General features: G+C 60.8%; 12 protein-coding genes and 1 pseudogene. 7 read left to right on the forward strand and 6 right to left on the reverse strand.

Annotated features, from left to right (window positions below; translation table 11 throughout):
* The first annotated feature begins 64 nt into the window (after positions 1-64).
* On the forward strand, positions 65-898 hold the full coding sequence (locus AB4N98_RS04985) for a nucleoside-binding protein (RefSeq protein WP_068931590.1): 834 nt from the start codon (positions 65-67) through the stop codon (positions 896-898).
* 72 nt (positions 899-970) lie between these two features.
* Here the strand turns inward: AB4N98_RS04985 and punC are convergent, their stop codons facing one another.
* Positions 971-2149, reverse strand: a complete 1179-nt coding sequence (gene punC / locus AB4N98_RS04990; RefSeq protein ID WP_017526614.1) for a purine nucleoside transporter PunC — start codon at positions 2147-2149, stop codon at positions 971-973.
* Positions 2150-2271: 122 nt separating this feature from the next.
* Between punC and punR the strand changes: the two genes are divergently transcribed.
* On the forward strand, positions 2272-3186 hold the full coding sequence (gene punR, locus AB4N98_RS04995) for a DNA-binding transcriptional activator PunR (RefSeq protein ID WP_017526615.1): 915 nt from the start codon (positions 2272-2274) through the stop codon (positions 3184-3186).
* Between the two features lie 20 nt (positions 3187-3206).
* Here punR and AB4N98_RS05000 read toward each other — a convergent pair whose 3' ends face one another.
* Positions 3207-4376, reverse strand: a complete 1170-nt coding sequence (locus AB4N98_RS05000; RefSeq protein ID WP_065877023.1) for an aspartate aminotransferase family protein — start codon at positions 4374-4376, stop codon at positions 3207-3209.
* 103 nt (positions 4377-4479) lie between these two features.
* On the opposite strand from AB4N98_RS05000, the gene AB4N98_RS05005 reads away from it, so the two are divergent.
* Positions 4480-5385 carry a LysR family transcriptional regulator gene (locus tag AB4N98_RS05005; protein WP_017526617.1) on the forward strand — a complete coding sequence of 302 codons (906 nt, stop codon included), beginning with the start codon at positions 4480-4482 and terminating at the stop codon, positions 5383-5385.
* Here the strand turns inward: AB4N98_RS05005 and AB4N98_RS05010 are convergent.
* Both AB4N98_RS05010 and fabV read right to left on the reverse strand, forming a co-directional pair.
* Entirely contained in the window at positions 5382-6005 is a 624-nt protein-coding gene (locus AB4N98_RS05010; RefSeq protein WP_017526618.1) for an HAD family hydrolase, read from the reverse strand. The two genes, AB4N98_RS05005 and AB4N98_RS05010, sit on opposite strands and share 4 nt — an antisense overlap.
* Before the next feature lie 208 nt (positions 6006-6213).
* Positions 6214-7407 carry an enoyl-ACP reductase FabV gene (fabV, locus tag AB4N98_RS05015; protein ID WP_460061017.1) on the reverse strand — a complete coding sequence of 398 codons (1194 nt, stop codon included), beginning with the start codon at positions 7405-7407 and terminating at the stop codon, positions 6214-6216.
* 310 nt (positions 7408-7717) lie between these two features.
* Between fabV and AB4N98_RS05020 the strand changes: the two genes are divergently transcribed.
* The 3 genes and pseudogenes from AB4N98_RS05020 to AB4N98_RS05030 form a co-directional block, all read left to right on the forward strand.
* Complete coding sequence (locus tag AB4N98_RS05020) at positions 7718-8542, forward strand: aspartyl/asparaginyl beta-hydroxylase domain-containing protein (RefSeq protein ID WP_017526620.1); 825 nt, start codon at positions 7718-7720, stop codon at positions 8540-8542.
* A gap of 146 nt (positions 8543-8688) precedes the next feature.
* On the forward strand, positions 8689-10062 hold the full coding sequence (gene ppnN, locus AB4N98_RS05025; protein ID WP_017526621.1) for a nucleotide 5'-monophosphate nucleosidase PpnN: 1374 nt from the start codon (positions 8689-8691) through the stop codon (positions 10060-10062).
* An 11-nt stretch (positions 10063-10073) separates the two neighbouring features.
* Positions 10074-10337: pseudogene (locus AB4N98_RS05030) on the forward strand (PIN domain-containing protein); the annotation flags it as partial.
* A gap of 148 nt (positions 10338-10485) precedes the next feature.
* On the opposite strand, the gene AB4N98_RS05035 reads toward AB4N98_RS05030, so the two are convergent.
* Together AB4N98_RS05035 and AB4N98_RS05040 are read right to left on the reverse strand one after the other, a co-directional pair.
* Positions 10486-10815, reverse strand: coding sequence for a YXWGXW repeat-containing protein (locus tag AB4N98_RS05035; protein ID WP_050553981.1), 330 nt, complete (start codon positions 10813-10815; stop codon positions 10486-10488).
* A gap of 207 nt (positions 10816-11022) precedes the next feature.
* Positions 11023-11919, reverse strand: a complete 897-nt coding sequence (locus AB4N98_RS05040) for a LysR family transcriptional regulator (protein WP_032883369.1) — start codon at positions 11917-11919, stop codon at positions 11023-11025.
* Between the two features lie 99 nt (positions 11920-12018).
* Between AB4N98_RS05040 and AB4N98_RS05045 the strand changes: the two genes are divergently transcribed.
* The gene (locus AB4N98_RS05045; RefSeq protein ID WP_460149290.1) at positions 12019-12690 is read left to right on the forward strand and encodes an NADPH-dependent F420 reductase; all 672 of its coding nucleotides are present in this window, start codon (positions 12019-12021) and stop codon (positions 12688-12690) included.
* The last annotated feature ends 14 nt before the right edge of the window (positions 12691-12704 follow it).

The raw sequence follows: 12704 nt of genomic DNA on the forward strand, positions 1-12704 counted from the left end.
CCTCCATCGGCGTTACAAAAACCACTCGGCCGCGATGAGCCAGAACGCCAAAGGACCTAGAACAATGAAAAAGGCATTACAGGGCGCCACCGTTGCACTGACCCTCCTCGGCGGCGGCGAGGCCGTTGCCATGGAATGGATGAACAACAGCGTCGGCTTTCGCTACGGCCAGCATTTCACCAATCCCAATAACCCCGACGACTTCAGCAAGCGCATCTACAGCTTCACCCACGCCAGCGGCTACCGCTACGGCAGCAATTTCCTCAACCTGGATGTGTTCCTGTCCGACAGCCGCGACCCGCGCAAGGGCACCGACCATGGCGGCAGCGAGGTGTACGCGGTGTATCGGCACCAGCTGTATGCCTCACGCGTCTTCGACATGCCGCCGGGCACCGGGCTGATCAAGGATTACGCGTTGACCCTGGGTTTTGATGCCAACCGCAACAACAACTTCGCCTCGGCCAGAAAACGCGCGCTGGTGTTTGGCCCCACGCTGAAATTCAACAGCGTCGGTGTGCTGGATTTGAGCCTGATGTACTACAAGGAAAAGAACCACACCGGCATCTCCGGCGCGCAAGAATCGAACCACACGTTTGATGACACCTACCTGCTCAACCTGACCTGGATGCGCCCGTTCGAGATCGCCAACCACGCGGCTAAATTCCAGGGGTTTATCAATTACGTCGGGGAAAAAGGCGAGGACTATCATGGCCGTGACACGGCGCCGGAAGCGCTGATGCGCACGGCGCTGATGGTGGCGGTGCGGCCAGGCAAAAGCGTGAAGCCGAACCTGTACCTTGGGGTAGGTTATGAATACTGGCACAACAAGTTCGGTGTGGACGGTGGCCGGGGGAGCCGCACCTCCACGCCGACGCTGAACATGGAAGTGACGTTCTAGCGATGCACTTCATTCACTCAATCCACATGTGGGAGGGAGCAACCCCCTCCCACATTTTTACGCATTCTCAGTTCAGGCATTGGCCAGTTCGGCGGGGTCCGCCTTCGGCCGCGCCAGCCAATAGCCCAACACCGCCAACGGCGCAGTCGCCAGCATCACCATCACCGTGATCAACAACGGTTGTTCGATCATCGATGACACCAGCAGGCTGCTGAGGAAGCACAGCCCCAACTGCAAGGTGTTTTGCAGTGCTGCGGCCTTGCCGGAATTTTCCGAAAAGGGCATCAGCGCATTCGCTACCACGATCGGGTAACTGGCGCCGTTGACCAGCGCCATCAGGCAGAACGGAATCAGTAAGGTGGTGAGGGTCGGCACAGTCCAGGTGGCGACCATGTACAACGCCACCATGCTGATGCAGTAAGCCACCAGCAGCCAGGGCAGTAATGTCTTGCCCTGGAAACGCTGCAAGGCACTGCGACAACTGTAGCCGCCTACCAGAAACGCCAGGGTTGGCGGCACATAGCTCAGGCCGATGTCATTGGGGCTGTAGCCCATGTCGCCAAGGATGAACGGCGAAGCCGTCAGCCAGGCGAAGAAACTGGCGGAGCAGGCGGCGAAGATCATCACGTTGCCGCTGAACACCCGAGACCTGAACAACTGCGCATAACCGAGGCGCGACGGCGTATGCGTCACATTTTTTGGCGTACGGCGCAGGCACACCGTCGGCAGCAGCAACAGCAGCGACACCCCCAGCAACACCCCGAAAATCGCCTGCCACCCCAAGTGATTCAGCACCATCGCGCCCAACAGCGGCGCCAGGGCGGGCGACAGTGACATCAACGGCATGATGCTGGCGAACACCCGGTGCGCCTTGTCGGCCGGGTAACGATCAATCACCAACGCTTGCCAGCTCACGGCAGCCGAGCACACACCAATCGCCTGCAGAAAGCGCAAGGCCAGGAGCTGCGGCGCCGTCTCGACCCAGAACATACCCGCGCAGCCCAGTACGAACAGACTCAACCCCACCAGCAGAATCGGCTTGCGCCCCAGTCGGTCGGACAACGGCCCCCACAACAACTGCCCCAACGCAAAGCCGGCGAGGAAGATGCTCAAGCTGGCGCCCACCGCGCCAGCGCCGATCTGCAATTGCTCGCCCATGGCGCCGAACGCCGGCAAGTACATGTCCATGGCGAGATAACCAAGCATGCTCAGCCCCGCCAGGTACCAAGTGAACCCAAAAGAATTTTTCATCGAAACCTTGTTGAATCTGCCATCAAACCATTTGCTGACTGGCAGCCATTATGAAGCTGACATATTTTGTGTGAAGCGATAATAATTGGACACTATCATCAAAAAATTTGAAGGCAGCCCGTATGTGGTCTGAATACTCCCTGGAGGTAGTCGACGCGGTAGCGCGCCATGGCAGTTTCAGCGCCGCCGCCCAGGAATTGCATCGCGTGCCGTCGGCCATCAGCTATACGGTACGTCAGATTGAGGAGTGGCTGGCAGTGCCATTGTTTGTGCGGCGCCATCGCGACGTCGAACTGACCCCCGCCGGCCGCCTGTTTATCGACGAAGCCCGTGGCGTGATGAAAAAAATGCTCGGCACCCGGCGTTTGTGCCAGCAGGTGGCCAACGGCTGGAGTGGCCAGTTGAAGGTGGCGGTGGACTCTATCGTCAAACCTCAGCGCTGCCGGCAGTTGGTGCTGGATTTCTATCGGCGGTTCCCCGAGGTGGAGTTGCTGCTGGAGTACGAGGTGTACAACGGCGTGTGGGATGCCTTGGCCGACGAGCGTACCGACATTGTGATCGGCGCCACCAGCGCAGTGCCGGTGGCCAGCCGCTTTAGCTTTCGCGACATGGGGTTGTTGAACTGGCTGTGTGTCGTCAGTGCAACGCATCCCTTGGCCAACATTGAAGGGTTGCTCAGCGATGACCAACTGCGCCCGTTCGCCTCGCTGTGCATGACCGACACGTCGCGCAACCTGCCCAAGCGCGACACCTGGACCCTGGATAACCAACGTCGCCTGGTCGTACCGAACTGGGCGTCGGCCATCGATTGCCTGCGCGATGGCCTGTGCGTCGGCATGGCACCGGCGCATCAGGTATTGCCGTGGATCGAACGCGGCGAACTGGTGGCGCTGCAACTGACCCGGCCCTTCCCCGCCAGCCCGTCGTGCGTGGCCTGGGCACAGGACAAGCTGTCCCCGGCCATGGCGTGGTTGCTGGCGTATCTGGGAGACACCGAGACGATGAATCAGGAATGGCTGAATGGGCATGACCTATAAGCCCGCAGTTTCAGCGCACTTCAATCCAATAGCCGGGTGATGGCCCGTACGATCATCTCGACCTCCTTGGCCTCCAGGGTCAGGGGCGGCAACAGGCGAATGACTTTGCCCCGCGTCACATTGATCAACAGCCCATGCTCGTGGGCGGCGCGCTGCGTCAGGTCGCGACTGGGGCTGGCCAGTTCGATGCCGATCATCAGGCCCCGCCCCCGAATCGCCAGTACCTGCGGATGTTCATCCAATTCCACCCGCAACCGCGCCAGCAAGCGTTCCCCCTGTTGCGCCGCGTTCTGCAACAGGCCTTGCTCTTCGATAATGTCGAGCACGGTGCAGCCTACTCGGCAGGCCAGCGGGTTGCCACCGAACGTGCTGCCGTGACTGCCCGGCGTGAACAACTGGGCCACCGCCGTGCGAGCCAGGCAGGCGCCGATGGGTACCCCGTTGCCCAGGCCTTTGGCCAGGGTCATCACGTCCGGCACGATACCTTCGTGCTGGAATGCAAACCAGGTACCGGTACGGCCGATACCGGTCTGGATTTCATCGAGCATCATCAGCCAGCCATGCCGGGTGCAGTGATCGCGCAGGGCGCGCAGGTAACCCGCGGGCGCCGGCATGACGCCGCTTTCGCCCTGGATCGGCTCCAGCAAGACCGCCGCGATCCGCGAGCCAAACGTTTGGGTGATCGCTTCAATGGCCGCCAGATCACCGAACCGGACCTTGAGAAAATCGCCGGGCAAACGTTGAAACCCAAGGCGTACCGACGGCCCATCGCTGGCCGCCATGGTGCCGAGGGTGCGGCCATGGAAGGCGTTTTCCATCACCACCACCAGCGGCTCTTCGATGCCTTTTTTCCAGCCATGCAACCGCGCCAGCTTCAGTGCGGCCTCGTTGGCTTCGGCGCCGGAGTTGTTGAAGAAGGCGCGGTCCAGGCCCGACAGCTGAGTGAGGCGCCGGGCCAGGCGTTGCTGCCAGTCGATGCTGTAGAGGTTGGATGTGTGCAATAACAAGCCGGCCTGTTCGCTGATGGCCGTCACCAGTTTCGGGTGAGAGTGCCCGACATTGGTCACCGCCACGCCTGCCACCGCATCCAGGTATTCGCGCCCCTGCTGATCCCACAGGCGCGTGCCCAGGCCGCGAGTAAAGCTCAAGGCCAAGGGTTGGTAGGTCGTCATCAGGCAGGTGGCGGTCATGGTGGCAAGCTCCAGTGCATCGTAGGGGTAGCTGAAGTATCGTTAACCACCCCAACTGGATAAACTGCGCCTTTCTGCAATGACTTTAAATCAGGGATTGATAATGGATCTGTTCCAGGCGATGTCGGTGTACGTAAAAGTGGTCGAGGCCGGCAGCATGACCGCCGCCGCCCATGCCTGCGGGATGTCGACCACGATGGTCGGCAATCACTTGCGCGCCTTGGAGCAACGCCTGGGTGTCAGCCTGCTCAAGCGCACCACGCGCAAACAAAGCCTCACGGAATTCGGCGGCCAGTATTACCAGCGCTGCCTTGAAGTACTGGGGCTGGTGGCCGACTCCGAGCAATTGGCGGAACAAGCGCACAGTGACGTGCCCAAAGGCACCTTGCGCATCACCGCCCCTCCGGCGTTCGGCACCGAGCGCCTGGCGCCGGCCTTGAGCGAGTTCTCCCAGCGCTACCCGCTGCTCAAGCTCTATGTCGTACTCAGCAATGAACGCATGGACCTGGTCGACAGCGGCTTCGACGTAGCGATCCGCCTGGGTGAACTGGAACCTTCAAGCCTGATCGCCCGGCCCCTGCAGGATTACACCATCACCCTCTGCGCGTCCCCGGACTACCTGGCGCAGCGCGGCACGCCTGCTCGCCCTGAAGACCTGCAACAGCACGACTGCCTGGCGTTCGCCTACCCCTCCACCGACGATTGGCGCAATGCCGACAAGCTATGGCGCATGACCGGGGAGCAAGGCGAAGTGGAGATTCCGGTGTCCGGCTCATTGACCATCAACAGCTCCCAGGCCCTGCGCCAAGTGGCGGTGCAAGGCATGGGCATCGTCATGCTGCCCGATGCCCTGGTGCAGCCCGACCTGCAGAGCGGCAAGCTCGTGGCCTTGCTGACCGACTATCAACTGCCCAGCCGGCCCATGCATTTGCTCTACGGCCAGGACCGTTACCGCCTGCCGAAACTGCGGGCGTTTGTCGATTTCGTCATGGAAAAGTGGGCGCGCTAAAAGCTCACGCCCAGCTCACGCAATCGTGCGGCGGTATGCTCGGCCGACACATGGTGAATGCCCTGCCAACCCAACGCGACGGCGGCGTCGATATTGCCGGCCACGTCATCGATAAACACCACTTCTGCGGGGCGGATATCCGGCAGGCAGGCACGCACCTGAGCCAGGCTGGCGTGGTAGATCGCCGGATCGGGCTTGATGAGTTTCAATTCGCCGGACACCACAATGTTGCGAAAACACTGCAGGAATGGGTAATGGGCCCGCGCATAGGGAAAGGTTTCGGCAGACCAGTTGGTGAGCCCGAACAGGGGCATATGGGCAGCATGCAGCGCATTGAGAATCGCCACCCCTTCCGGCAACGGGCCGCGCAGCATCTCGTGCCAACGCTCGTAATAAGCCTGGATCAAGGTTTCATGGCACGGGTATTGGTCGATGAGGGTGCGCGTTGCGTCGGCGAGCGTGCGCCCGGCGTCCTGCTCGGTGTTCCAGGCCTGGGTACAAATGGTGTCGAGAAACCATTGCCGTTCGTGGTCGTCGGCAATCAGCTTGCGGTACAGATGGTGCGGGCTCCAGTCGAACAGAACACCGCCGAAATCAAAAACTACTGCACGAATCGTCATCAGATCCTCCGTTGGCGCGGCTTGATAGCCGAAGGAGTCTGGCAGATCTGAAAAGCGGGAACTGCGCGCCGAAGCGTAAGAATTTTCTGAAACGTACACAACCAAACGTGGGAGGGGGCTTGCTCCCGATTGCGTCGGGCCAGACAGCTTATCGCTAGCTGACCCCTCGCTATCGGGAGCAAGCCCCCTCTCACATGTTCAACCGCGTTTAGGCTTGGACCAGACCGTTGATTTTGACGGTCGGGTTCACATCAGCATCGTAGTCCACACCCTTGACTTCAAAGCCGAACAACCGCATGAACTCTGCCTTGTAGCCGGCAAAATCGCTGATCTCGTTGACGTTCTCGTCGGTGACCTGGTTCCACAGCGCTGCCACGGCGTCCTGGACTTTCGGCTCCAGCTCGGCCAGGTCGGCACGCAGGCGGCCGTCGGCGTCGAGTTTCGGCTGGCTGCCGTACAGGCTGTCCTTGAACAGGCCGTAGACCTGCTCGATGCAGCCTTCATGAGTGCCCTGCTCTTTCATCACCTTGAACAGCAGCGACAGGTACAGCGGCATGATCGGGATCGCCGAGCTGGCCTGGGTGACCACGGCCTTGAGTACCGACACGCGGGCATCGCCCTTGAGCGCGGCGAGGTTGTCACGCAGGGTCAGGACTTTCTTGTCCAGGTCTTTCTTGGCTTCGCCGATGGAGCCGTTCCAGTAGATGTCCTGGGTCAGCTTCTCGCCGAGGTAGGTGAACGCGGTGGTCTTGGCGCCTTCGGCCAATACGTCGGCGTCACGCAGGGCGTCGATCCACAGCTGCCAGTCTTCGCCGCCCATGACCTTCACGGTGCCGTCGATTTCTTCCTGGGTGGCCGGCTCCAGGGTGGTGTCGACCACAACGCCCTTGTCGGTGTTGATACCGCGCAGGGTCACGGCCTTGCCGATCGGCTTGAGGGTGGAGGTGTGCACCACGCCTTGCGGGTCGGTACGGCGTGGCGCGGCCAGGCTATAGACCACCAGGTCGATCTTGCCCAGATCTTTTTTGATGGTCTCGATGGTCAGGCGCTTGATCTCGTCGGAGAAGGCGTCGCCGTTGATGCTTTTGGCATACAGGCCTTTTTCAACGGCAAACTTCTCGAACGCGGCGCTGTTGTACCAGCCGGCGGTGCTCAGCTTGCCTTCTTCGCCTTCTTTCTCAAAAAACACGCCCAGGGTGTCGGCGCCGCAGCCAAACGCAGCACTGATGCGCGCGGCCAGGCCGTAGCCGGTGGAAGCGCCAAGAACCAGCACCTTCTTCGGGCCACCTTTGATTGCGCCGTGTTTGGTTACGTAGTCGATCTGTTCCTTGACGTTCGCCTCACAGCCAACAGGGTGAGCGGTCACACAGATAAAGCCACGAACCCGCGGTTTGATGATCATAAAATTTCTGCCTCTTCCAAGGTGCCGAAGGCCAGTGGTGGCCATTCAACTTCAATCGTACCGGTCTATGACGCCCGAAAAACCGAAGCGTCACGATAGTCGCAAATCTTCTGTTTACAAAATCCAATCCAAACACGGCCAGCAGCGCTTAAAAATGTGCAGGGTTTTCACAATTTCGCACTATTAAAAAACGCCTTTGCGGCGCGGAACGGCTTATTATGACGCAGTTGTTTCAATATGTTTCAAAACCCAACCACTCGCGGCCACGGATCCGGAACTGTCGAATGGCGTCCTGCTGGAGCGAAGTTGCATGAACACGCTGGCCTTGCGTAAAAAAATGGTATCGGTTGCCTGGGTACTCGCCGTCCTGTTGATCATTGATGTGTTCCCAGAAACCACCCTGGTATTCCTCTGCCTGGTGCTGGTGTGCGGTATTTACGACTTCCTGCGTAACGGTTTGTATGACGCCCCTACGTTCAAGAAGTATTTTATCGGCAGCGGCCGCAACACCTGGCTACTGGCGCCGTTCAACACCTTGTTCGACCTGTTGAGCTCGCGCAACCGCCATGTTTACACGATGAGCGACCTGCCACCCGCCTGGCGTGAAGACCTGCAACAGGTCCTCGACGACGCCATGGCCCATAAAGATGAAATCATCGGTTACCTGGATGAACGCATGGCCGAGAAAAAGCGCGGCATGTTGTTTTTCCAATGGTACGGGCGGTCAATTGAAACCACGCTGGATATTCCCGAACTGCGCAAAAAACTGCCGTTCGTGAAGACCATCGGCGTGTCGGTGTTCAATGAAAACCGCTCGACCTCGTTTCACTTCGGCCCCCTGCGCATGATGTTCCGCGTGCTTTACAACATGGCGCCGGCGCCCCATCACGACGGCGTGTACATCCAAGTGGGCAAGCATAAGCATTACTGGCATGACGACCCGTTGTTCATCTTTGATGACACGCTGATGCACGCGTCCTTCAACAAGAACGATGCCAAGCGCTACTGCCTGTTTATCGATATCGTGCGGCCCACTCCAGTGCCGACGGTGCTTAACGCTGTGATTGCCGGGTTTGCCGGGATGGTCTTTACCCTGCGTCGGGTTTTCTACAAAAACTGGAAGCTGATTCAGTAAGTTCTGCGGCATGATGGTGTTGGACGGTATTTGCGCTCGGCCTTGTGCCTGAGGTAAATAGTCGGCTCGTGCGCTTCAACCGCGCCCACCATTCTCAAGCCATCGCGCCTCACCGGGTGCGGTGGCTGTGCTTTCAAGGAATCAGAATGCCCCAACGTCAAGTCATCAACGCCTCCGTCAGCCCCAAGGGCAGCCTCGAAACCCTTTCCCAACGCGAAGTCCAGCAACTGAGCGAAGCCGGTACCGGCAGCATCTACACCCTGTTCCGCCAGTGCGCCCTGGCAATCCTCAACACCGGCGCACATATCGATAACGCCAAGACCATCCTCGACGCCTACAAAGACTTTGAAGTGCGCATCCACCAGCAGGACCGTGGCGTGCGCCTGGAGCTGCTGAATGCTCCGGCCGACGCTTTTGTCGACGGCGAAATGATCGCCAGCACCCGTGAGATGTTGTTCAGCGCCCTGCGCGATATCGTCTACACCGAGAACGAACTGGACAGCCAGCGCATCGACCTGAGCAACTCCCAGGGCATCACCGACTATGTGTTTCACCTGCTGCGCAACGCCCGTACGTTGCGCCCGGGTGTCGAGCCGAAGATCGTGGTGTGCTGGGGCGGGCATTCGATCAATACCGAAGAATACAAATACACCAAGAAGGTCGGCCACGAACTGGGCCTGCGCAGTCTCGATGTGTGCACCGGTTGCGGCCCTGGCGTAATGAAAGGCCCGATGAAGGGCGCGACCATTTCCCACGCCAAACAACGTATTACCAGCGGGCGCTACCTGGGCCTGACCGAGCCGGGCATCATCGCCGCCGAAGCCCCGAACCCCATCGTCAATGAACTGGTGATCCTGCCCGACATCGAGAAGCGCCTGGAAGCCTTCGTGCGGGTCGGCCACGGCATCATCATCTTCCCGGGCGGCGCCGGTACGGCGGAAGAGTTCCTGTACCTGCTGGGCATCCTGATGCACCCGGACAACCGCGACGTACCGTTCCCGGTCGTCCTCACCGGGCCGAAACAGGCCGCGCCGTACCTGCAACAATTGCATGCGTTCGTCGGCGCCACCCTCGGTGAAGCGGCGCAGGCGCACTACCAGATCATCATCGACGACCCGGCCGAAGTGGCGCGCCAGATGACCGCAGGTCTCAAGGCGGTGAAACAGTTCCGCCGCGAGCGCAACGACGCCTTCCACTTCAACTGGCTGCTGAAGATCGATGAAGGCTTCCAGCGCCCGTTCGACCCCACCCACGAAAACATGGCCGGCCTGCAACTCAACCATGCATTGCCGCCCCATGAGCTGGCGGCCAACCTGCGCCGGGCGTTCTCGGGGATCGTGGCGGGGAACGTGAAAGACAAGGGTATCCGCCTGATCGAACAGAACGGTCCTTACGAGATCCACGGCGACCCGGCCATCATGCAGCCGCTGGACGAACTGCTTCAGGCATTCGTCGCCCAGCACCGCATGAAGTTGCCGGGCGGCGCGGCGTATGTACCGTGCTACCGCGTGGTGCAGTGAGCTAACGCTGGATGATCGGGCTGGATACCAACGTACTCGTGCGCTATGTCACCCAGGATGATCCTGTCCAGTCCCCCAAGGCATCCGCCCTGATCGAATCCCTCGCCACCCTTTCGCCAGGCTTTGTCAGCCTGGTGTGCGTGGTGGAACTGGTGTGGGTTTTATAAAGCTGCCCATCGACCAAGAGCGAAGTCGTCACCGTGCTGGAAACGCTCTTGCGCACCCGTGAGTTGACCGTCGAACATGCCGAAGTCATCTGGCAGGCGTTGCGACGATTGGCAGGCTTTGGTAGAAATCGCCTTCACCTTCCGATGGAGAGAAAGCCCACGTGCGCACGCTTCTTCTTGCTGCCCTGGCCACATTGCCTGGCCCGACCTGCCAACAACCTGCTTCGTGAGCGGCCGCTCTGCCACCAGCGTAGGTTCAGCGAACCCAGCCCCCTACCTGCCAGTGATACCCATCGCTGCGTTGCACCCAGTGCGGATGCACATAGCGATAGCCTTCGCGCACCGGCTCCCAATGGCCGTGCACCGCCACATAGCGCCCGCCTTCCCAGCGCCAATAGCCGCGTGACCACAAGTAGCCTTCACGTACCGGTGGCTCGACCTCAATCACCTGCACCGGCGGCGGTTGCGGCGCCACCACCTCGACATATTCACGTTGCACCGGCCGACGCTCATGCACAACGCGCTCTTGCACACACCCGGATGCCGCGACGACGACCGCCGCCAATGCCGCATAACGTAACAACATAAAAACCCCTCGGGCGCTGACGCCCAACACGTGCACCAGTAAAAAATCCCCCTGTGTTTCAGCCGCGCTCCTGCTTGGCCTGGGTACTTTTTTAACAGGCGGTGTCTGTCAGATTGCTGAACCCGAGGGCATCAAGAAGTGCAAGCGACAGTCGGTCGTTGGCGCTGATCGGCGGGAAACCGCCGGTCGCCGCTCAAGCAAAGGGCATCACGCGGGACCGAAGCGCTGAACCACTGCCTCGACAAATCGCCGCAGCTTGGCCGTGCGCTGCCGGTTGGCGGTGTAGACCAAATGCATCGACCGGCTCGGCGCGTCAAAGTCCGGCAGTACCCGCACCAACTCGCCCCTGGCCAGGGCCCCGCGCAGAAAATCCTCCGGGCCAAGGACAATGCCGAAACCATCCAGCGCGGCCGACATCAGGGCCCGGCTTTCATTGATCTGCAAACGGCTGGCAACCTGCACCCTGTGCGCGGTCGCCCCCTGGAAAAACACCCACTCGCGATCGGCCGGGCGCGACCAGAAGGCATATCCCAGGCATTCGTGATGCTCAAGGTCTGCCGGCACCGCCGGTGTACCGCGGGCCGCCAGGTAGGCCGGCGCCGCGCAGACCACCAGGCGATAAGGCGCCAGCGGCCTGGCCGTGAGGCCGGTGGTTGCCAGGGGCCCGATACGAAAGGCCGCTTCGTACCCCTCCTCCACCAGGTCGACAAACCGATCCGTCAGGTGCAGGTCGATTTCCACATCCGGGTGGTCACGCAGGAACCCGGTAATCAGCGGCATCAAGCTGTGGGAGCCAAACGTGACCGGCGCGGTGATTTTCAACTTGCCGCGCGGGGTGTCGTTCATGATCTGCGCCAGGGAATCGGCGGCCTCGGCCTCTGTGAGGATGTGTTTGCAGCGTTCGTAGTACGCGCTCCCCAACTCCGTCAGGCTTTGCCGGCGCGTGGTGCGGTTGAGCAACCGTGCACCCAGGCGCAATTCCAGCGCGGCGACATGTTTGGCCACCATCTGCGGCGACATGCCCAGGCGCTCAGCGGCACGCGCGTAGGAGCCCAGCTCAGCCGCCGTCACGAACGCATTCATACTTGATAGGCGATCCATCATTCCCCACTCCCAGTAACAACATCCACACCAGAATGACGATTTATCACCCATTGGTTGCCAATCATCATAACGGCTCCCCCCATTCACAGGAGCACAATCATGAAGATTGGCGTTATTGGAGCAGGCTTTATCGGGCGCGCCGTGGCTCAACTGGCACTGGCGGCCGGGCATGAGGTGATGTTGAGCAACTCACGCGGCCCCCACACCATGAGCAGCGTGGTAAGCGGGATACTCGGCGTGCAAGTGGGCAGCGCCGAAGACGCCGCTCGATTCGGCGATATCGCCCTCGTGGCGATTCCCCTGGAGCATTACCGCAGCGTCCCGGCTCAATGGCTGGAAGGCAAAACAGTGATGGACGCCAATAACTACTACCCTGACCGCGACGGGCATATCCCGGTGCTGGATCGCTTTGAAACCACCACCAGCCGACTGCTGGCTGACCACCTTCCCCACTCGCACGTAGTGAAGGTATTCAATGCGATCTTCGCGCCCGAGCTGACACAGGATGCCCGCCCCCACGGCGCGCCCGACCGCCGTGCCCTGCCGGTGGCCGCGGACGACGCCGCCGCGAAGGCACACGTGATCCAGTTGCTCGACGAACTCGGTTTTGATGCCGTGGATGCGGGTGGGCTGGATGACAGCTGGCGGTTTGAGCGGGCCAAGCCTGCGTATTGCGTGCCGCTGGACCAAGCCGGCTTGAAGGCGGCGCTGACGGCGGCTGAACGCACGGTTGAACTGCCTCCCGTCGAGCGCTCGCGCCCTCGCCCCTAAACACCACGCCATGA

The sequence above is a fragment of the Pseudomonas sp. S3_E10 genome (assembly GCF_054667615.1).